Here is a 21,928-nt window from a genome sequence, read left to right on the forward strand (position 1 = left end):
GAGAGCCGTCACGACAGGGATGTCGTGACGGAGTTTGGGGCGCCCTGGATGGGCGATACCAAACCGGAGCGGGAATGGCGTCTCGGATAAAGCGCGCGAGTGCAGAGACCACGCGCTGGTGGTCTCTGCCCGTACGCCTAAACTAGTGTATCAATGAAGCTCGATATTGACCGGCGGGCGGAATATTACACCGTTACCCCACAAAAGATCGGAGGTCGAAACATTACACCGTTGCCCCATAAAAGATCGGATGGCAAACAAAACCATCAACACAAAACCCACTCAATCACACGTTAGCGCCGCAGATATACCTGTGGTTCCCCGCATTCCGGATGTGGCATTACCCCTAAATCCGCGTGATACCAGCGGGTGAGGGTGTCATCGCTGAGTACTTCTTGAGGCGTTCCCTGAGCGACCAATTGGCCTTGGTGCAGTAGCAGGATGCGATCTGCGTACAGCGCCGCTAAGTTCAGATCGTGCAAAATACAGCAAACGCCAAGAGGTTCACTACGCGTGAGCGATTTTAGCAACCGTAGCGTTTGCTGTTGGTGGTAGAGATCGAGTGCCGAGGTGGGTTCATCCAAAAATAGCCAGCGGGGCTGTGGTTCAGGTTGCCAAAGCTGGGCTAATACGCGAGCGAGCTGAACGCGTTGCTGTTCACCGCCGGACAGAGCCCGATAATCTCGATCGGCAAGAATATCGCAGCCGGTTTGTGCCATCACATGCTCAACGGCGCGCAGATTATGTTCTCCGCCACGACCTTGATTTGGGTAAGGAGAGCGCCCCATCGCCACCACTTCACGGACGCTAAAGGCAAAGGCGAGATCGCTGTGTTGACGCATAACGGCACGCGTACGCGCTAACTGGCGGGGGCTCCATTCGTCGAGTGGCCGTTGTTGTAGCTCACAGTGGCCTTCGCTGGGGGGCAAAAAACCGGTCAGCAATCGCATCAGCGTTGATTTTCCAGCGCCGTTAGGGCCGATAATCGCCACCATTTCTCCGCTTTGTAATGAGAGCGACACTTGCTTAATGAGCCGGCGTTGTCCCAGATGGTAGCTGATGCTATGCGCCTGTAACGCGGGGGACGTTAGCTGAATTTCGGAACGTTTATCCAACGTTAAACTCCTTTTGACGCAGAATCAGCCATAAAAAGTAAGGGCCGCCGATCAGGCTGGTGAGCATACCTACGGGCATCTCCGCGGGTGAAACTAGCGTACGCGCCAATGTATCTGCGGTTAACAACAAGCAAGCACCACCTAGTGCTGAACAAGGTAACAACCAGCGGTGGTCTGCGCCTAAACGCATTCTCACCAGATGCGGAATAACTAAGCCGATAAAGCCGATAACCCCACTAACGGCTACTGCAGCACCGACTAATACCGCGCTCAGTAGCAGCAGTTGGCGCTTGGTTTTCGCCACGTTAATCCCTAAATAGTGTGCTTCTTCATCACCGAGCTGTAGAAGATTGAGACGGCGAGCCATCAGAAGTGCAGCCGCGCTGGCGGGAAGTATCAGTGAGGTGGCAGCCAGCAAGGTTCCCCACTGTGCTTGGCCTAAACTACCCATACTCCACAGTGAAAATTGGCGTAGTTGCTGGTCATTGCTGATATAGCTGAGAACGCCAACCAATGCAAAGCACAGCGCGTTGATAGCAATACCTGCCAGCAGTAAACGGGATAAAGAGCCGTGCCCACCGCGGCTGAGACCGTAGATGAGTAAAGAGATAATCAGACTGCCGCCGAACGCCGCGAGCATATGGCTATAGAGCGCCAAGGTAGGGGCTAACGTCATGGGCATAACGATGACTAGCGCAACGCACAGTGACGCACCGCTGCTGATGCCTAACAGCGTTGGATCGGCCAGCGGGTTGCGAAATAGCCCCTGCATGATAGCTCCAGAAACCGCCAACGCAATGCCGACTACCGTGGCGAGTAATACGCGCGGTAGTCGGATATTCAGCCAGACTTGCCACATTGCATCATCCAGCGGCGTTTCCCACAGAGTATGAAATGACAGGCGAAGGGCTCCCATATTGGCCGAGCCTAACCCGAGCGCCAGCAAAAGGACGATGAGGACGCTGAATGCAATGCGTGGCGATACTTTTGTCATCTCTGTGCTCGCTCCGCAGCCTGACGCAATGCGGCTAATGCTTCAGGCGTTTTTAAGCTAAAGCCGAGCAAAGCCATATCATCAACGATGAGGATCTGTTTGTTTTTAGCCGCAGGCGTCAGCGCCATGCCAGGTAATTCCCAGACCTTGTTAACGTTGCCTAAGGTTTTAAATCCATCAGTGGTCAACAAGATCAAATCGGGCGCACTCGCTACAACGCCTTCCTGCGAGAGAGGACGATAACGAGAAAAACCTTGCATGGCGTTTTGCGCGCCGCTGGCTTTAATAATTGCGTCGGCTGCAGTGTCTTGCCCAGCCGCCATCGGCGTCATTCCACCGTGGCTGAGAATAAACAACACCTTAGTTTTGAGTGGTGTATGAGGGATGGCGGCGAGCTGCTGCTCGTATTTTTGGGCCACTTCTACACCTTGTTTTTCTAAATTCAGGGCACTAGCAACCTGCTGGATTTTGTGTGGAACATTTTCGAGAGAAGCTTTGCCACTGACAGGAACGACTTTCACGCCGACATCAGCAATCTGACGAAGCACGAGTGAGGGCTCTGCCAGTTCCGTCGCTAACACCATTGTCGGCTTAAGCGAAAGAATACCTTCCGCATTGAGTTGACGCATATAGCCCACATCAGGAAGTTTTTGGGCTGCGGGGAGGGTACTGGTTGTATCTCTGGCAACTAGACGATCGCCAGCGCCTAGCGCATAAACAATTTCGGTGACGTCACCGCCGACGCTAACGATGCGGTCGGCTGCGACGGCGTTCATAGAGAATACAACCATCAGCGGTGCAGAAAGCACCGCCGCAAGGCGGCGGGCTAATGTCATGCGGCAACTCCATTCAGACGTGGTAAGCCATTGATCTGGGTACGCCACTGTTCTTGTTCTGGCTGTCCTTCGGTACGCTGGCCAAACAGTTGGGCGATCTGAGTACCATCTTCGGCGAAAATCTCCAGACTCGTGACGAAACCATCTTTAGTCGGTTTACGGGTGATCCAGCTTTCTGCAATCGCGGTTTCAATCAGGTGCAGAGTAAAGCGGGCGTTAAAGATATTAATCCACTCATGGTGTGGCACCACGCGCTCAATTTTACCGGTGAAAATTTGTACGCAACCGCGATTACCGACAAAGACCATGATCTCGTTCTGGTCTTCTTTAGCGGTATTGAGCAGATGGGTTAGGGCACTGTTATCTACTCGGTAAGCTAAATCATCACCCACAGCAGCGAAGGCTTGCTGACGTGACAGATTATGGCGTCCCAGTAGCTGGAAGAATTGGTGAACATCGGTCATGGCGCGCCATTCACTATCAATAACAGCGTTGTCGATACGGCTATTTTTTGTTTCATGCGGTATCGGTTGGATCTCTAAGGCTGGGTTTTCGTCGCTGACGAAACGACCGATAAGATCATTCCATGCGGTCATATCGGTATTTGGCGTCGTGTAGACTTTATGCAGCGCATCACCTTGAGCATCGAAGAACTGCACGCTGTGGCGTTCACCGTTGCGGCTCTCTTCGGTTAATGTGAACGCGCTGCTCCAATGCTGAAGGAACAAGCGTAGATCGATGCTGCCTGGGTTTAAAATTAACCCCGCGTGGCCGTGCAGGTGCTGGTTTTCGTAACTGCCCAGTTGTTCATGAACGGCGTATTCGTTACGCGTGATGGCCTTAACTTCGCCAACGGATTCTAATGCAGCCAGCAGAGTACGGGCATCCGCATTCAGACGGCGTGCGCCGTGACCAACGCGGGCGTGCGTAAGCTCGGCCTCGCTGACATTCAGAATTGCCGCCAGATCTCGGGCATATTTTCCGCTGTTCTGCTCTTTGGCAGTCAGGTATTGCTCGTATAATGCAGATGTCATTTTGTCTTCCTTTTTATGGTGTTACAGGGTGCTTAAATGAATCAAATCAATGAGTGGTGCTATAGATACAAATGAGAAACCTCCCCCTAAACAGGGAGAGGTTGGAAACGCGTCGGAGCCGCGATTACCACTGGTAGCTCACCAGCAGTTTTCCGTTGATGCCATCCTGAATCACACCTTGTGATGAGTAGTATTCTTTGTCGAAGGCGTTACCCAGAACGACGCTTGTGGTCATGCCGTTGAATGAATCTTTGCCTTTGTAGCTAACGTAGAAATCGTTCACGCCGTAGCCGGCTTGTGGTGCGGTTCCGGCATTAACCTGATTGTTACGATCGGCGAAGGTACCGACCCAGCCTACGGAGAAACCGGTGGTGCTAATAGGTACGTTCACTTGGCTAGTGACGGTGTCTGGATTGATGTTATCTAGCCATTCTCCGGTTTTCTGATCTTTACCACGAGTACGGTTATAGGCCAGACTCCAATCGAACCAGTCTGTTTGGTACTCCATTGCCGCATCCCAGCCCCAGATTTTGGCTCGGTCAATGTTGGTTGACGTAGTGCTGCAATCGATACAGCCGAATCGACCGTTAACAAAGCCCATATCCATCGTGACCTGGGTTTTGATGTAGTCCTTAGCTTTGGTACCGAAGTAACTTGATTTGAACTTCAGGGAGTCATTTGCCATCAGCACGTCGTCAAAGCGCAGACCAAATCCAACTTCTTGGGTTTCATTGGTTTCAGGCTTCAGATTGGGATTTGGCTTCCAATAGTTCGCCATTCCTGGACCCATTTGGAAGTGCAGGGCGTCGTTATACATTTCACCCATTGTTGGTGCACGGAATGCTTGGGCATAGCTACCGAAGATCATCAACCAGTCGGTTGGGTTAATGGTCATTGCGGCACGCGATGACCATTTGTCGGCATTAACATCATCGTAGCCGTCGCTGCTACCTTTATAATTGTCGTAGCGAGTACCGGCTACAATATCGACGGGTAAGTCGCGCAGCGTAATTTCATCCTGCAACCAGCCAGAAGCAAATTTGATATCTGCCTGTGGGAAACCTGTGGTCGCGCCGCCTGGCGTCTGCTTCTGTTTGTAGGCTTCTGTACCGTAAGTCAGCAAATGAGAGGCAAAGCTGTCGGCAAACAGACGGCTACGGTTTTCCAGTTTGGCTCCGTTCGTGGTTTGCTTGCGCTCTTCGTACGATGTCCCGGTTGGGCTAGCGTTAATTTTCACTTCAGAGGTATAGCCCGTCAGCGTGGCATCGAGCCAGTCTTGACCCACCGGTTTCAGTTTGTAGGTCGCCTGTGCATCGCGCTGAATAGTGGAGCGGTCGGTCATGACGTTGCCGGTGCCGGCATTTTCTGTCTGAGGGTTTTTAGGTTCACGCGCGGCATTGTTGTAATAACGCAAATCACCGGACAACGATTGGTTTTCGTCAATTGTCCAAGTTCCTTTGGTGAGAACGTTGCTGATGGTTTCATCATTCGGTGAATTAAAGCCGTTACTCATGCGCAAGTTACCGCGGTCGCGGGTGCTAAATGAGATAATGCCGTCTAAATCATCGGTTTTTCCGTATGCGCTCGCGCCCATACCGAGGCTGTGATCCTGTGTGCCTGCAGTGCCAAATACGCGATAACCCGTATTTTTGCCCGGCATCAGCAGGTCTGCGGCATCGACGGTTTCGTAAGAGATTACGCCACCCAATGCGCCGCTGCCGTACAGTAAGGCTCCTGGACCACGCACCACTTCGACGCGTTTGATAAGCGCAGGATCAAGGAAGGTGCCGTTTAGATGTCCAGTATCCGTGCCTTGACGAACGCCATCAACCAGAACTAAAACACCGCGGCGATCGTAGCCGCGCATGCTGATATCTTGTCCATTAGCACGGCTACCGCCAGAAATGGTTACCCCTGGAATATGGCGCAGCATGTCGGGTGCCGAGCTGGCAGTCATGGTTTCCGGATCGTTGTTTTCTAGAACAGACACCATCATTGGCGCTTCAAAGCTGTCACGTTCGTTGCCTGTTGCGGTGACGGTCATAACGCTTTGCTGGCGGTTGCTGTCTTTGCCACCCGCAGGCGTGTTTCCAGTGTAAGCAATTTCTTGAGACGTGGAGCTAGCGGGAGTATCAACCAATGTATCCGCATGAGCGAATAAAGGTAGGGCGCAAGCCACTGCAATGCTTAAGCGGGAAGGACTAAAGGTTGAACGAGCCAGCCTGGCGCGGGTGGAACAAGACATGGGGCAACACTCCGTATGTATTAAAACATAGCATCAGGGCTGCTGGCTGCCTTGCCTAATAAAAGGCTGGGTGGCTGGCAAAATTAATGTTTGGATTAAAGTTAATGGTGTACTGATTACTTGGTCAGGATCAGTTTGCCTGATTTTGTTTGGCGCAGTTGATACTGTTCGCCTTGGTGCTGAATAATGACTTTTCCCTCGTCGCCTAACAGTGCGTGACTGTCAATCGTTGCCGCAGCCGAGGTATATAGCGTAGGGCTTTGGTGAGTCGACAAATTCAGCAGATCAACTGATTGAGGATCAATATTCGGCTTTTCCATATGCGCTCTTTCTTACAAATAGTAAGTGAATGTTAATTGTTATCACAATGAGAATCATTATCATGAAATGCGCTTGGCACAGCAAGATATTTTTGCAAAAAATGTGAACCTTTTTATGGTTTCAGCATCGGGTCAATCAGCGCGAAAATTTTCCCGTATGAACTTTCATCATCTATCAGCATTTGAATAAGCAAGGCAACGTCAGCACGACGAATAAGGCCATGTGCCTCTCCCTGAATACACTGTCCGTTTCCGGTTGCTTCGCCGTTGAATAGCCCACCTGGGCGCAAAATACAGCTTTGTAGCTGACTGGTTTGCAGCCAGCACTCCGCCAGTGATTTCTCACGCACTGCTTGTCCAAAGGCCTTTTTGGCGCGTTCAGAGAGGGTAGGCCAACTATCTCCACAGCCAATAGAGGTGACTAGCATCATATGGGTGAGGCCACAGCGCTCAGCGGTATCAATGATCAGTCGATTCCCCAGATAGTCGCCTTCACGGCTGCCTAATGTAGAGACAATTCGAGCTTTTTCGCCTGCCATCCGACAGATTTTTTCAACCTGATCCGCGTTGAGTGCATCGCCTTCAAGCACCGTTACACCTTTTTTGCGTAGAGTGTCGGCCTGCTCTGGGTTTCTGACGAGTGCAAAAATAGGGCGCTTTTCGTGTAGACCTAGAGTGACCAATTCGGCACCTACGCCGCTGCCCGCACCGAAGATTAACCAAGGTGTCATACACAAGACTCCAGCTTTGTTGCGATCTTGCTAGGCAACGTACGGAAGGCATCTAACTGTTCGGTCAGCAATTTGCGGTGGCTATCGCGGCCAACAAAAATTTTCATCATGGCGCGGCCAGCCTCGTTGATGAACCAGACTGATGCGGTGTCCATTCCCATAAATGGGCGCTCGACCAGCGCGATATGTCGGCAATGAGTAGCGCGAATATGGCCACTGAGACCTTTTTTACTGCGTAAGTTAAAGAAACCATGGCGATGAGTGCCGGTGGGTAATTCGCCATGAAACTCAAGGATTAAGTCATCATTGTTGACCAGCGTAGTGACGTCGCCCCACTGGGTGATTTCATCCCAAACCGCGTCAAACTGTGTGCCGTCGAAGATCTGCGCACCCGGCGTCAAACGGATAACGTCTAACGGAGTGACGTTGTAACGCTTGGCAATATCTTCAACCGTGCCGTCTGGGTTGGTGCTTAGGTATGCCATTAAATCGTGTTGTTGTGCAGAAGAGGGAGTGCTCATGCTGTTGGCTCCAAAATAGGTTGCTTGGTTTCTAATAGTTGAGGGACAAGGGTTTGTAATGCCTGCATAAGGTTGCTCGCCCAGAAACGGCCAGCGGGAGTCAGGCGAAAACGAGTTCCGTTAACCTGCATTAAGCCGCATTTCTGCCACTGTTGCAGTAACGGAAGGAGAGGTGATGGATCGGGAAGTACGCGTTTAAGGTCGAAATGTCCCACCTCAATGCCGCCTTGCAGCGCCAAACGCCAGCGGTGCTGCTCGCTGCGTGACGTCATCATCATGATCGGCTTGCGCCCTTCATCTAGCTTTTGATAATAACGTTCAAGGCTGCGTTCCATCATATAAGACTGACCGTCGATATTTCCGCCAGCACAGCTGCCAAAAGCAAGGCAGTCCGCCCCTTGTTTGATCAGCAGATTGTACAGATTTCGCTCCCTTGTGGTGCGCGCCCAATGGCTGTTACTGAGTTGACGCCAGCCTTCATCGGCTAAAAAGGCTTCTCCCGTGAGGTAAAAGTCTCGGCGTTGAGTGACGTCGGGGAGCGTCACGCGTTTGTTTTCAACGGCCTTTCCCAACGGAGTAGATGGCAAAAGGTTAAGCGCATAGAGGTCAACGCCGTCTAACGGTAGATCGCTGACAATGTCGAGATCGTTTTGCCAGTCCTGCATGGTTTGTTCTGGCAGGCCAAACATGAGGTCGCACACCACGGCCGCACGATCGCGTTCAGCCAATTGGCGCATAAACGCAACGGCTTCTTCGCCAGTAGCTCGCCGCCCCATACGCTGACGGATGCGGGTATTGAAGGTTTGAATACCGATCGAAAAGCGGTTTGCTCCGGCTTCAAGGCAGGCATCGACGCGTTCATCATCGAAATTGAGAATACGGCCTTCAACGGTGATTTCACAGTCTGGAGCCAACGGAAGCAGGCGTTTCAGCGTGCTGATAATACGATGTAGCTGAGACGCAGACAGCGCGGTCGGCGTGCCTCCGCCAAAATAGATCGCGTGGATAGGCGCAGACTGATTAAGCGGGCTGGAAGCCTCCATTTCTATTTCGCGCACCAGATAGTCGCAATATTGTTCGGTTGCTTCTGTTTCCAGTTTATTTTGATAGAAACCGCAGAATTTGCAGTGTGTCGCACAGAAGGGAATATGCAGGTACAACAGGCGCTTATTCGCCTCGACGCTACTATTCAGAATGCTTTGCCAGTGTTGATCAACGCTTTCTGGCGAGACTGGCTTTTGATTTCGCCATGGCATGGTTGCCCATCGGTCACGGAAAGGAATACCTTCTTCCGCGGCGAAATAGGGCGCTAGATCCAAATACATGCGCAAATTTCCTTGGTGACTTTTTTGATAAAGGTCGACATTAAATGATAATCATACTCATTTGATCAACAGGGAAATCACTATAGAATGATCTACGTCAAAACGAAATGATAATTAATACAAGCATGATTAAGGCGTAATCAAGCGAAAAAAAACCGGCTCGATGGCCGGTTCATGAAGACGACGAGTGTGAATTAGGATGATGACAGCCGAGCGCTAACGGCATCGGCCACTAACTCGAGTAAAGTTTCGGTATCTTTCCAGCTCAAACACGGATCGGTGATTGACTGGCCGTAGGTAAGTGATTGTCCCGGAACATTTTTCTGCGTTCCTTCGACTAAGAAACTTTCAGCCATGACGCCTACGATGGCCTGTGATCCATCGCGGATTTGTTGTCCGACATTAGCGGCTACGTCTAGCTGACGACGGTGCATTTTTTGGCAGTTACCATGGCTGAAGTCGATAACCAGATGCTCAGGCAAATCAAACTCACGCAGGCTGTCGCAGGCACTGGCGATGTCATCGGCATGATAGTTCGGCGTTTTACCACCGCGCATAATGATGTGCCCGTAGGGATTGCCGCTGGTTTGGTAGATGGTCATCTGGCCATGCTTATCGGGGGATAAGAACATATGGCTAGAACGCGCCGCACGGATGGCATCAATCGCAATACGTGTATTACCGTCAGTGCCATTTTTGAAGCCTACCGGACAGGAGAGCGCTGACGCCATCTCGCGATGGATTTGGCTTTCGGTGGTGCGTGCACCGATTGCCCCCCAACTGATCAGATCGGCGATATATTGACCGGTCACCATATCAAGGAACTCGGTGGCGGTTGGTACGCCTAATTCGTTCACCTTCAATAGCAGTTCACGAGCTAAGCGAATGCCGTGATTGACGCGGTATGAGCCATTGAGATCGGGGTCGGAAATTAATCCTTTCCAGCCAATCACCGTGCGCGGTTTTTCAAAATAGGTCCGCATGACAATTTCCAAGCGGTCTTGGTATTTGTCACGCATTGCTGATAAACGCTGGGCGTAATCAACGGCAGCATTGATATCATGGATCGAGCAGGGGCCAACAATAACCAGTAGGCGTTTATCATCACCACTGAGTATGTGTTCAATTCGCTTGCGTGACGCTGTCACGTTTTCTGCGACCTGCAATCCAACAGGCAGTTGCTGCGCCAGTTCTTCAGGCGTAACAAGGGTGTCGATGCGCGCGGTTCGCAATTCATCGGTCTTGTGCATAACCATCTCTAAATCTGTTCTTCGCTACGGCAGGAGTACCGGGAAGTGATGACGATCACAATAAAGCAATTGACAAACAAATCAATAGCGGACTGTTCATTTTATGTACGAATGACGTACTTTTTTACTAGTACATGTGTACGATGTGATTGAGTGTGTGTTTTTAACACGAAATTACGATGTTGGTATGAGGGAAAAACCAAACTAATAACGCACAGAAACTACTATCCTGTGCGTATCTAACGATGAGATTAGCGTTAATACATCCGTCGGCTCAAACCTAGAGTATCGAGGATCTTAGTGGCAATCTCTTCAACCGAGTGGTTAGTGGTGTTGAGGTAGCGTATCTGATTTTTGCGATATAGCGCTTCTACTTCCGCTAATTCTAAGCGGCACTGGCGCATGGAGGCATAGCGGCTGTTTTCGCGGCGTCCTTCACGAATTGCGGCTAGACGATCTGGATTTATCGTTAAGCCAAAGAGTTTATGCTGATGTGCCTTCAGTGCAGGAGGCAATTGTAGATTGTCCATATCATCAGCGGTGAACGGATAGTTTGCCGCACGGATACCAAACTGCATGGCGAGATAAAGACTGGTGGGGGTTTTTCCACATCGGGAAACGCCGAGCAGAATGACTTGCGCTTGGTCGAGGTTACGCAGCGAAATGCCGTCATCGTGCGCTAATGTATAATCAATGGCGGCGATGCGAGCATCGTATTTCAGCAAGTTATGTTCGGTTAAACCGTGCGTTAGATTCGCGACGTGCACGGGGCTCATGCCCAGTTCGTCCTGCAAAGGGGCGACCAGAGAACGGACGATATCCTGACAAAAACCTTCACTGCTGTGAATGATTTCACGAATTTTTGGCGAGACAATCGAGTAGAACACCAGCGGGCGAGAGCCGGTGCGATGATAGATATCATTAATTTGCTGACACACGGCTTCAGCGCGCGTTTCAGTTTCAACAAAGGGTAACGTAAAAGAGGTGATATCGACGGGGAATTGCGAGAGCACCGCATGTCCGAGAACCTCGGCGGTGATTGCCGTGCCATCTGAAATATAAAATACGCTTCTTTCCACTCCGCGCTCCTGTAGGGACTTTCTTGTGTTGTTCCTACTCTAGCGCACTCACATTTTATTTACATATTTTATATTTCAAACTGGTGGCATCGATACGGCTTTGTTCTTGCGCTGAGAGCTTAGCCGAAGAAGCAGCCAAATTCATCGCGATCGACAATGCGCATGGCGATGCTGAAAGAAGGAACGGTGTCATCTTGATAGAGGTGCCATTCAGCGTTTGGGCGCATCCAGTAGAGTGTCCACTGTTTAGTATCTTCGACGTAGGTAATTTTTATCGATGGATGTTCAACCATCTTGGATTTCTTACTGTCGTCGGTGGCATGCAACTCGTAAATGTCGATGTCATGACCTTTGATACGGTACTGAAGGTCTGATTCATGTCGCATATTCTCAGCAGGACGGCGTTTAGACAAAAATAGATCCATGCAGCGAGTGATATCTTGAAGCTCTGATTCAGTGAAAATCATGGTATTAACCTTAAAGCGATGAGCATACTAATTTAGTGAGCATCCTGACTTGGGAGACCGTCTATAGTGACGCTATGCCTATTTACGTATACCCACATCGTTGACGTTGAATCGGCAGCTGGCTTGTTGTCTCGATAAGGCGAGCGACAAGTTACTGATACAAAACCAAGGATTTGGGGTATGGTTAAACAACTGAAAAGGCCAACAATTTAGGAAATAGGCCTGAAGCTCGTATAAAAATGGTATTTTAACTAAACATAAGGAAAATCATGAAAATAATGGGAATAGTCTCATAATTTCACCCTATGTAGATGCATAAAAATACGTTTATTTGAGCAAAAAAGCAAATTCCCTGACAGGGATAGCGCTGAAAATGATTTAAATGATGTTTTTAGCAGGAATAAAACTCGGCGGCATCGAGATGTGCTTTTCTAAAATAGTTAAAATGTCGCTATCAATCGTTTCATCAAATTTTCTAGCAAAAAGATTTTTGCTGGAACATAACTGTTTTTCATCCAGACTCGTGAAGTCGCGGGGTCTAAGCTTAATATCTCCCATTGGGATCCAGTCAATAGCTCTTTTATCGTCATTGATTACGCTAGGGGGATAAGAGGTATTCATCAATACGGTTTGGAAGAAACCTTCGTCTGCGATGAGCGAATGGCGATAAAAATCACGAAATTTCTTAATTTCATCGCTGTGAGTGACAAATTCACAAAACTCTCGACATAAGATCATCCACTGATTGCCAATGTAAGGCGTAACGTCTTTCATGAAGGGGCGATTTCTGGAAGGTACTTCAGTGATGTTACGTCCTGATTCCTCGACATATTTTTCTATCCGATGCAGTGTTTCAGGGCGAGTGTCTTTTTGGTTAGACATTTTAATGAAGTTGCGACCTTTATTTTTTTTAAGAAATTGGCAAATATTTTCTTGGGATTGCAGTGGGAAGTCCTGACCGCTGAGGTTAATGAAGAACTCCCAAGAATCACTTTTTTCTAACAGCATTTTCATGCCACGTAATTCTGCATCCACTAAACTATAGCCGCCCCAGTTGGCATCCATGCTTTCTATTAAAGATGCATTGGGGTATTCGCTCAGGAAGTGGTGGATATCTTGATGAATTTCTTCGCTTGAGCTTTTATCTATATGGACAACATATTGGTTATCCGCATGATAAATGGCTTTAAAGAGTCGCTTAAATTGGTTCGGATAGTGGTGGACAAGCAGGAAATAGGCAAGCATAGAAATTCCTTGGTGAGAATTAAATTCTATTAAACAGACGGAAAGCATAGCGCTTCGTTATGCTTCGTATGCACATGAAGAAAATGAAAATTAAAAAAATCTGATGGACGTGAAATGCGAGAACGCGTTGGAGAGATATTCACAACAGCCGAGTCGTGAAAATATTAATAATGGGAGGAATTTATTCTTCTGGCTGATGATGGAGCAACTTAACACCGATGTAAGGTAATAGCTATTTATAAATACAATGCTTATTTAGAGGACTGCTCAACCCGCGCTGAGACGATGTGCCGCAGAGATATCGTGTGGGGGGCGTAACCAAATCATATGGACATAATAACTATAGTAATCGTTTGCCTGTGAAGAATTGATTGCCCTTGGTTTTGCTCTGGTTATTAGCTGACGGATTTCAGCTTGTCAGAGTAAAAAAGTGCGGTTTGAAGAAAATTCATGATATTTACCAATAGGTGGATCGATTCACCTGTCTTGGCGAAACCTCACATTGTGCTAGTCTGAAAACGCCGAATTTGCGGCCACAATTATTTTCTGTACCCATCTTTGAATGTGAAAAGGATTGTCTCGATGTCTAGTAACGGCCCTGACTTGCATAACGTGCTTTGGTACAACCAGCTCGGAATGCACGATGTTGATCGGGTGGGGGGCAAAAATGCCTCTCTGGGTGAAATGATCACCAATCTGTCTGAGCTTGGTGTTTCCGTGCCGAATGGTTTTGCCACCACAGCACAAGCGTTCAATGATTTTCTCGAACAAAGCGGTGTCAATCAGCGTATTTACGAATTGCTGGATAAGACAGATATCGATGACGTTGCACAACTGGCTAAAGCGGGCGCACAGATCCGCCAATGGGTCGTTGAAACGCCATTTACTCCTGAGCTAGAGCGCGACATTCGCAGCGCATATCAACAGCTCGCCCAAGACAATGCCGATGCCTCTTTTGCCGTGCGCTCTTCGGCCACCGCTGAAGATATGCCAGACGCATCGTTTGCTGGTCAGCAAGAAACCTTCCTTAACGTTCAGGGCATTGAAGCCGTTATGGTCGCGGTGAAGCACGTCTTTGCTTCGCTGTTTAACGATCGTGCGATCTCCTACCGCGTGCATCAAGGGTACGATCATCGCGGCGTAGCACTGTCTGCTGGCGTACAACTGATGGTGCGCTCAGACCTGGCTGCTGCTGGTGTTATGTTCACGATTGATACTGAGTCTGGTTTTGACCAAGTCGTGTTTATCACGTCGGCCTATGGCTTAGGTGAAATGGTGGTGCAGGGCGCGGTTAACCCAGACGAATTCTATGTGCACAAGCCAACGCTGCAAAATGGTAAACCCGCGATTGTGCGTAGAACCATGGGCTCGAAGAAAATCCGTATGGTGTATGCCGATAGTCAAGAGCACGGTAAGCAGGTACGTATTGAAGATGTTGAAGAGGCGGCGCGCAATCGTTTCAGTTTGAACGATCACGAAGTCGAGCAATTGGCGCATCAGGCTTTGATGATTGAGAAACACTATGGCCGCCCGATGGATATCGAATGGGCCAAAGATGGTCATACCGGTAAGTTATATATTGTTCAAGCGCGTCCAGAAACCGTTCGTTCTAACGAACAGGTGATGGAACGTTATCAACTGACAGGACATAGCGAAGTATTGACTGAAGGCCGTGCTATCGGCCATCGCATCGGTGCAGGCCCGGTTAAGGTGATTCATGATATCAGCGAGATGAACCGCATCGAGCCGGGTGATGTGTTGGTTACCGATATGACCGATCCCGATTGGGAGCCGATCATGAAGAAAGCGTCGGCAATCGTGACTAACCGTGGTGGGCGTACTTGCCATGCGGCGATTATTGCTCGTGAACTGGGCATTCCGGCCGTCGTTGGCTGCGGTGATGCAACAGATCACTTAAAAGACGGTCAGAAAGTGACGGTCTCCTGCGCAGAGGGTGACACGGGCTATGTTTACAGCGACATGCTGGATTTTACGGTGCATAGCTCTCAGGTATCGACGATGCCTGAACTGCCGCTGAAAATTATGATGAATATCGGCAATCCCGATCGCGCTTTCGACTTTGCACGTTTGCCAAACGAAGGTGTGGGCTTAGCCCGCTTAGAATTTATCATTAACCGTATGATCGGTGTCCATCCGCGCGCGCTGCTGGAGTTTGATCAGCAAGATGCTGAGACACAGGCTGAAATCAAGCAGATGATGCAGGGCTATGATAGCCCGGTTGAATTTTACGTGGGACGTTTGACGGAGGGCATCGCTACTTTGGCCGCCGCGTTCTGGCCAAAACGCGTTATCGTGCGCCTGTCAGACTTTAAGTCTAATGAATATGCCAATCTGGTGGGTGGTGAGCGCTATGAACCGCATGAAGAGAACCCAATGCTGGGCTTCCGCGGAGCAGGTCGCTATGTCGCTGACAGCTTCAAAGATTGCTTTGCGTTAGAGTGCGCTGCAGTGAAACGCGTGCGCAACGATATGGGGCTGACTAACGTCGAAGTCATGATCCCGTTTGTTCGTACCGTTGCACAAGCAGAAGCGGTAGTGAATCAACTCGCGTCCGAGGGCTTAAAGCGTGGCGAGAACGGGTTGAAAGTCATCATGATGTGCGAGATCCCGTCAAATGCGTTGTTAGCAGAGCAATTCCTTGAGTATTTCGATGGTTTCTCTATCGGCTCTAATGATATGACTCAGCTTACGCTTGGCTTAGACCGTGACTCTGGCGTCGTTTCAGAACTGTTTGACGAACGTAATGAGGCCGTGAAGGCGTTGCTCTCAATGGCGATACGAGCAGCGAAAGCACAAGGAAAATATGTGGGTATTTGTGGGCAGGGTCCATCGGATCATGAAGATTTTGCACGCTGGCTGATGGACGAAGGTATTGATAGTTTGTCCTTGAATCCTGATACTGTTGTTCAAACGTGGATTAATTTGTCAGAAAAATAGATTTGCATATTAATTATACGTAATTATTTCTAAGCGGCTGCTAAATACAGTCGCTTTTTTTTGCTTAATTTCGCAAAGCCGCAGGTGAAAATAGATGGGTTAGCAAGAAAATGATTGATTATTCATCGATCAAAAAACAATAAAAAAAAAGCCCATCATAGGGTGATGGGCAAAGACTACACACAGCAATTCGGTAAGAAGTGACGCTTGAACAAGCGGCTCCTTTAGGGGTACTTAGCAATCTAAGTTACTGAACATGATAGGTATCATGGCTTGCATCGTCATTAAGAATCATCTGAATAACATTGAAGACTTATTATATAACGAATTATCGGGATAACGACAATGACTTTTGTGAAGAGAATTAAGAATATTCCCTAAAGGATGAAAAAGTAGACAGTAATATAAAAGGTAAATACTTATTTATTATTTATTAAGCGAGCAAGTTAAGGATATTCTTAATTTCACGGTTTAAAAACACGAATTATCTGATTAATTAAAACGGGGCCCATGGCCCCGTGATAGTTTATATATATAAATATATTATAATTGATCCAGTTCCTTCGCTACTTGCTCCACATCTTTGCTTGGCTCAGGGGCTTCGTGAACCCATGCCGAGACCAGACGATACGAGACGGCAAGAACCACTGGCCCAATGAATAGGCCAATCATACCGAAGGCGAGCAGCCCACCGATAACGCCAGATAAAATGAGGATCATGGGGAGATCTGCGCCCATCCGGATGAGCGCTGGGCGGAGGAAATTGTCCAGCGTACCGACCACACAACTCCAGACGAGCAATACGGTGCCCCACGTTGTATCACCGGTCCAGTAGAGCCAGATGATAGCAGGGACTAACACCAGCAATGGACCTAGCTGTGCCAGACAACAAATGAACATTAAGACCGTGAGCAGCGTGGCATAACCGATACCGCTGATAGCCAAGCCAATCCCGCCAAGAACGGATTGTACTAATGCAGTGACCACCACACCAAGAGCAACGGCTCGAATGGCCTGAGCGGCCAGTACCACGGCGGCGTCGCCACGGTCAGAGCCTAAACGGATCGCAAAATGGCGGATGCCTAAGGCGACGTCTTCACCCCGGCTATATAAAAGTGCACTAAATAACAGCATCAGCGAACAATGCAGCACAAAAGAGCCTACGTGAGCTGCCTGTGCGACAAACCAAGTGATGGTTTGTCCGATATAGGGCTGGATTTTGGCAATGATGATACTGCCGCCACCCGCTAACATTGAGTGCCAACTGTTATAGAGCTTATGCCCCACCGCAGGAATGCTTTTTAGCCAGAGTAGGTCTGGAACAGACCAATTTTTAGCGGAAGAGGCCCAGTCTAAAACAGGGCCGCTATTATCGATTAGGCTGCCAATCACTAAAGCGATAGGAATAATAAAAAGCAGAAGAAGTAACATCGTCATCAGGAGTACAGCTATCCAGCGTTTACCCCAAAATATGTTCTGTAGCTTAATAAGTACTGGCCAGGTGGCAATAACAATCATGCTTGCCCAAGCGAATCCAAGAATAAATGGTCTCACTACCCACAGGCAGGCAACTATCATGAGGGATACAAACAAAACCCCAAACATAATGCGGGGTAAGTCGTATTTGTGCTGCGAATTATACATTTGAAATCCATCCTAAAATAGAACATTGAGTTCCCTATGCCTATGATGAACTATCATTGGCAAAAACCCTAGCGCCTCTATGTAAGCAAGCATAGCAGCTGGATGTTATTTGAGCGTGGATATTCAATTAATTAAAAGAAAAACCCACTGAGATATGATCGACAGTGGGGGCAGAGCAAAAGATAACTTAGAGGGTGGTGAAATAATGAGCGATAAAAGCGATCACCGTAGCAGCTGAAAATAACTGCGCAACAAATTCGATGGAAGTTTTAGGGAAATACATCAGTGAACTCACTCAATAGCGATAACCAGAGTTGCAGTATCTATTTCGAATCTTAACGAAACATTAAGAAATAGCCGTGAGCGGTTTTTTTACCGATACGTTTTTTCATCAACATAAAGTTCGGAGAATTTCGCACGTAGGCAGCGATATCGTTTGCATGGTTGCAATCGCTTTGTTAGTAAAAGGTAAATTTTGTTTGGGTTCCCATCGGCATCCACACATTTTTTGTGATAGCTTCTTAAGGTTCGTATTTTTGTCTGAGGCAAAAATACGTATGAATAATAAGAAAGGATGAATCTGCCTTTCAGGTTCAGGAACTGCGTACAGGCGCAGATAGTTTGAATGTGAGCACGCTTTGATAACTCTTATTTGATAAGCCTCCATGACAGGGTCGAGACGGATGATCCCACAAATTTCACAGGCGCCAGGACTCGTTCAACGAGTGCTAGATTTCTTACAGTCACTCAAGGACAGCGGTTTTACCGGCGATACTGACACGAGTTATGCCGCCCGTCTGACAATGGCGACGGACAATAGTATTTACCAGCTTTTACCTGATGCAGTACTTTTTCCTCGCTCTACGTCGGATGTTGCGCTTATCGCGAGGTTAGCCAGCGAAGAGCCTTACCGCACGCTAGTCTTTACTCCGCGCGGTGGCGGCACGGGCACCAACGGACAGTCGCTCAATCGCGGTATTGTGGTGGATATGTCTCGCTACATGAATCGCATTTTGGAGATCAATCCGCAGGAAGGCTGGGTAAGAGTAGAAGCTGGCGTGATTAAAGATCAGCTGAATCAATATCTAAAACCCTATGGTTACTTCTTTGCGCCTGAGCTCTCCACCAGCAACCGCGCTACGCTCGGCGGCATGATAAATACCGATGCTTCAGGACAGGGGTCACTGGTTTACGGCAAAACATCCGATCACGTTTTGGCACTGCGCACGGTTCTGCTAGGGGGCGAATTACTCGATACTGCACCTATTCCCGTTGAGTTAGCAGAAAAGCTGGCGAATAGTGGTACTAAGAGCGGCAATATCTATCGCGCAGTGTTGGATTCCTGTCGTGATAATCGTGCGTTGATTATTGAAAAGTTTCCCGTCCTAAACCGTTTCTTGACCGGCTACGACCTGCGTCACGTATTCAGCGACGATTTACAGACCTTCGATCTGACTCGCATTATTACCGGTTCAGAAGGGACGTTGACCTTTGTTACCGAAGCTAAGTTGGATATCACGCCGATCCCGAAAGTGCGGCGCTTGGTCAACATCAAATATGACTCCTTTGATTCCGCGCTACGTAACGCACCTTATATGGTTGAAGCTAAAGCGTTGTCGGTAGAAACCGTCGATTCTCGGGTGTTGAATCTGGCGCGTGAAGATATCGTTTGGCACTCGGTTAGCGAACTGATCCTTGATGTCCCTGATAAAGAGATGCTGGGCTTAAATATCGTTGAGTTTGCTGGGGATGATGCCGCGTTGATCGACGAGCGTGTTGCGGCGCTATGTCAGCGCATGGATGAGCTAATGGCCACGCAGCAGGCCGGCGTCATTGGGTATCAGGTTTGCGAAGAGCTTGCTGGTATTGAGCGAATCTATGCGATGCGCAAAAAAGCCGTAGGTCTGCTGGGGAATGCCAAAGGACAAGCGAAGCCCATTCCTTTTGTTGAAGATACCTGCGTGCCGCCACAGCATCTGGCTGACTATATTGCCGAATTCCGCGCTTTACTTGATAGTCATCAACTGACCTATGGCATGTTTGGGCACGTAGATGCTGGCGTCCTACACGTACGTCCTGCTTTAGATATGTGCGATCCGCAGCAGGAAATGCTGATGAAAACGTTATCGGATAACGTTGTGGAACTGACGGCCAAATACGGCGGGCTTTTGTGGGGAGAACATGGCAAAGGTTTTCGTGCCCAGTACAGCCCCGCGTTTTTTGGTGAGGCGTTATTTACTGAACTGCGTCGCGTTAAAGCGGCGTTTGATCCAGATAATCGATTAAATCCGGGCAAAATCTGTCCTCCTTTGGGATGCGATGAACCGATGATGCAGGTTGATGCAGACAAACGAGGCACCTTCGATCGACGTATTCCGCTTGAGGTGCGTAGTGAATTTCGCGGCGCAATGGAGTGTAACGGTAACGGCCTGTGCTTTAACTTTGATGTTCGTAGTCCGATGTGCCCTTCGATGAAAATCACCGGCGACCGCATTCACTCCCCGAAAGGACGAGCGACGTTGGTACGTGAATGGCTGCGTTTACTTTCGGAACAGGGTGTTGACCCGTTAACGCTGGAACAAACGCTGGGTGAGCAGTCTACCGTGCGTGCGATGATCGAAAAAACGCGTAATACGTGGCACGCGAAAAAGGGTGAGTACGATTTCTCCCACGAGGTGAAAGAGGCGATGTCGGGCTGTTTGGCCTGCAAAGCGTGTTCGACACAGTGCCCGATTAAAATTGACGTGCCGGGTTTCCGTTCGCGTTTCCTTCAGTTGTATCACACTCGCTATTTGCGTCCGGTGCGAGATTATCTGGTTGCAGGCGTGGAAAGCTATACGCCGCTAATGGCCAAAGCGCCGAAGGTGTTTAACTTCTTCTTTAGCCAGCCGTGGCTGCGTAAGATGAGTGAAAAGCGTATCGGTATGGTGGATTTGCCTCTGTTATCCACGCCAACGCTCAAACAGTCGTTGGCTGGGCACAGCGCTTACCAAACCACATTAGAACAGTTAGAAAAGCTCGGCGAGTCAGATCGCCAGCGGCATGTGCTGATCGTACAAGATCCGTTTACTACCTACTATGATGCGCAGGTAGTGGCTGATTTTGTGCGGTTGGTTGAACGATTAGGCTTCCAGCCGGTTTTACTGCCGTTCTCGCCGAACGGCAAGGCGCAGCACATTAAAGGTTTCCTGACTCGTTTTGCTAAAACCGCGCAGAAGACGGCTGATTTCCTGAATCGAATTGCGCGGCTGGGTATGCCGATGGTGGGTGTTGACCCCGCGCTAGTACTTTGCTATCGGGATGAATATCGCGAAATTTTAGGTCAGCAGCGCGGTGATTTTAGCGTCCAACTCGTACATGAGTGGTTGCTGAAAGCGTTACCGGAGCGAGAAACATTACCGCCACAAACCGGTGAGGCATGGTATCTTTTCGGCCATTGTACTGAAACTACGGCGCTGCCAGCGAGCACTCAGCAATGGCAGAAGATTTTTGCTCGCTATGGTGCAACGCTAGAAAATGTCAGCGTTGGATGCTGCGGAATGGCTGGGACCTATGGTCACGAGAGTAAAAATTTGGCTAACTCACTAGGCATTTATGAGCTGTCGTGGCATCAGGCGCTGCAACGTTTACCGCGTCAACGCTGCCTCGCTCCCGGATATTCTTGCCGTAGCCAGGTCAAACGTATTGAAGGTAACGGGTTACGTCATCCATTACAGGCACTTTTGGAGATTGTTCGATGATTTGGAAACGTGCGGCAACGCTGGAACAGCTTAATCAGATCGGCCATGATTGTATGGTAGGACACTTAGACATTCAGATCACTCGAATAGGCGACGATGAGTTGGAAGGTACGATGCCAGTCGATCATCGTACGACTCAGCCTTTTGGACTGCTGCACGGTGGTGCCTCGGTGGTCTTGGCTGAAACGCTGGGTTCGCTGGCGGGATATTTATGCACCGAAGGTAAACAACAGGTAGTTGGGCTGGAAATCAATGCTAATCACATACGATCTGCGCGTGAGGGGCGAGTACGTGGTGTCTGTAAGGCAATACATATTGGCCGCCGCCATCAGGTATGGCAGACCGAGATTTTTGATGAGCAAAACCGGTTGTGCTGCACTTCTAGACTCACGACGGCGGTAATTGAAACGGCTTAGCACCAGAG

At 49.1% G+C, this 21,928-nt stretch carries 17 protein-coding genes; 3 read left to right on the forward strand and 14 right to left on the reverse strand.

The genetic code is table 11. The annotated features are described in order from the left end of the window. Positions 1-293 precede the first annotated feature (293 nt). From K9N75_RS11255 to K9N75_RS11315, 13 genes are all read right to left on the reverse strand, one after another. Entirely contained in the window at positions 294-1,115 is an 822-nt protein-coding gene (locus tag K9N75_RS11255) for a heme ABC transporter ATP-binding protein (RefSeq protein WP_008813439.1), read from the reverse strand. Beyond that, positions 1,108-2,109, reverse strand: a complete 1,002-nt coding sequence (locus K9N75_RS11260; protein WP_061060069.1) for a FecCD family ABC transporter permease — start codon at positions 2,107-2,109, stop codon at positions 1,108-1,110. Before K9N75_RS11260 ends, K9N75_RS11255 begins: the two co-directional genes overlap by 8 nt. Beyond that, the gene (locus K9N75_RS11265) at positions 2,106-2,945 is read right to left on the reverse strand and encodes a heme/hemin ABC transporter substrate-binding protein (protein ID WP_130961551.1); all 840 of its coding nucleotides are present in this window, start codon (positions 2,943-2,945) and stop codon (positions 2,106-2,108) included. The genes K9N75_RS11260 and K9N75_RS11265 overlap by 4 nt, the downstream gene beginning before the upstream one ends. Beyond that, positions 2,942-3,979: a hemin-degrading factor gene (locus tag K9N75_RS11270; protein WP_039186795.1), complete on the reverse strand. Its 1,038-nt coding sequence runs from the start codon at positions 3,977-3,979 to the stop codon at positions 2,942-2,944. Before K9N75_RS11270 ends, K9N75_RS11265 begins: the two co-directional genes overlap by 4 nt. 124 nt (positions 3,980-4,103) lie before the next feature. Then, the gene (locus K9N75_RS11275) at positions 4,104-6,224 is read right to left on the reverse strand and encodes a TonB-dependent hemoglobin/transferrin/lactoferrin family receptor (RefSeq protein WP_020303755.1); all 2,121 of its coding nucleotides are present in this window, start codon (positions 6,222-6,224) and stop codon (positions 4,104-4,106) included. Between the two features lie 116 nt (positions 6,225-6,340). Further along, positions 6,341-6,544, reverse strand: coding sequence for a hemin uptake protein HemP (hemP, locus tag K9N75_RS11280; protein WP_004089883.1), 204 nt, complete (start codon positions 6,542-6,544; stop codon positions 6,341-6,343). A 113-nt stretch (positions 6,545-6,657) separates the two neighbouring features. Beyond that, positions 6,658-7,275 (reverse strand): NAD(P)H-binding protein, encoded by a 618-nt coding sequence (locus tag K9N75_RS11285; protein WP_039186792.1) that lies wholly within the window; start codon positions 7,273-7,275, stop codon positions 6,658-6,660. Then, positions 7,272-7,796, reverse strand: coding sequence for a heme utilization cystosolic carrier protein HutX (gene hutX, locus K9N75_RS11290; protein WP_224451614.1), 525 nt, complete (start codon positions 7,794-7,796; stop codon positions 7,272-7,274). The genes K9N75_RS11285 and hutX overlap by 4 nt, the downstream gene beginning before the upstream one ends. Beyond that, positions 7,793-9,121: a heme anaerobic degradation radical SAM methyltransferase ChuW/HutW gene (gene hutW, locus K9N75_RS11295; protein WP_064574020.1), complete on the reverse strand. Its 1,329-nt coding sequence runs from the start codon at positions 9,119-9,121 to the stop codon at positions 7,793-7,795. Before hutW ends, hutX begins: the two co-directional genes overlap by 4 nt. A 194-nt stretch (positions 9,122-9,315) precedes the next feature. Continuing rightward, positions 9,316-10,371, reverse strand: a complete 1,056-nt coding sequence (locus K9N75_RS11300; RefSeq protein WP_224451615.1) for a 3-deoxy-7-phosphoheptulonate synthase — start codon at positions 10,369-10,371, stop codon at positions 9,316-9,318. Positions 10,372-10,628: 257 nt separating this feature from the next. Continuing rightward, the gene (gene ppsR / locus K9N75_RS11305) at positions 10,629-11,450 is read right to left on the reverse strand and encodes a posphoenolpyruvate synthetase regulatory kinase/phosphorylase PpsR (protein ID WP_004089878.1); all 822 of its coding nucleotides are present in this window, start codon (positions 11,448-11,450) and stop codon (positions 10,629-10,631) included. A gap of 119 nt (positions 11,451-11,569) precedes the next feature. Further along, positions 11,570-11,917, reverse strand: a complete 348-nt coding sequence (locus K9N75_RS11310) for a DUF3024 domain-containing protein (RefSeq protein ID WP_004089875.1) — start codon at positions 11,915-11,917, stop codon at positions 11,570-11,572. Between the two features lie 378 nt (positions 11,918-12,295). After that, the gene (locus tag K9N75_RS11315; protein WP_224451616.1) at positions 12,296-13,162 is read right to left on the reverse strand and encodes a beta-1,6-N-acetylglucosaminyltransferase; all 867 of its coding nucleotides are present in this window, start codon (positions 13,160-13,162) and stop codon (positions 12,296-12,298) included. A 582-nt stretch (positions 13,163-13,744) separates the two neighbouring features. Here K9N75_RS11315 and ppsA point away from each other — a divergent pair. Then, positions 13,745-16,120, forward strand: a complete 2,376-nt coding sequence (ppsA, locus tag K9N75_RS11320) for a phosphoenolpyruvate synthase (protein ID WP_008813449.1) — start codon at positions 13,745-13,747, stop codon at positions 16,118-16,120. A gap of 543 nt (positions 16,121-16,663) precedes the next feature. Here the strand turns inward: ppsA and ydiK are convergent. Beyond that, positions 16,664-17,764 (reverse strand): AI-2E family transporter YdiK, encoded by a 1,101-nt coding sequence (ydiK, locus tag K9N75_RS11325; RefSeq protein ID WP_008813450.1) that lies wholly within the window; start codon positions 17,762-17,764, stop codon positions 16,664-16,666. A gap of 683 nt (positions 17,765-18,447) precedes the next feature. On the opposite strand from ydiK, the gene ydiJ reads away from it, so the two are divergent. Beyond that, positions 18,448-21,504 (forward strand): D-2-hydroxyglutarate dehydrogenase YdiJ, encoded by a 3,057-nt coding sequence (gene ydiJ, locus K9N75_RS11330; RefSeq protein ID WP_096080838.1) that lies wholly within the window; start codon positions 18,448-18,450, stop codon positions 21,502-21,504. Continuing rightward, positions 21,501-21,920, forward strand: a complete 420-nt coding sequence (menI, locus tag K9N75_RS11335) for a 1,4-dihydroxy-2-naphthoyl-CoA hydrolase (protein ID WP_008813452.1) — start codon at positions 21,501-21,503, stop codon at positions 21,918-21,920. Before ydiJ ends, menI begins: the two co-directional genes overlap by 4 nt. Positions 21,921-21,928 lie beyond the last annotated feature (8 nt).

Source organism: Hafnia paralvei (genome assembly GCF_020150375.1).
Classification (GTDB): domain Bacteria; phylum Pseudomonadota; class Gammaproteobacteria; order Enterobacterales; family Enterobacteriaceae; genus Hafnia; species Hafnia paralvei.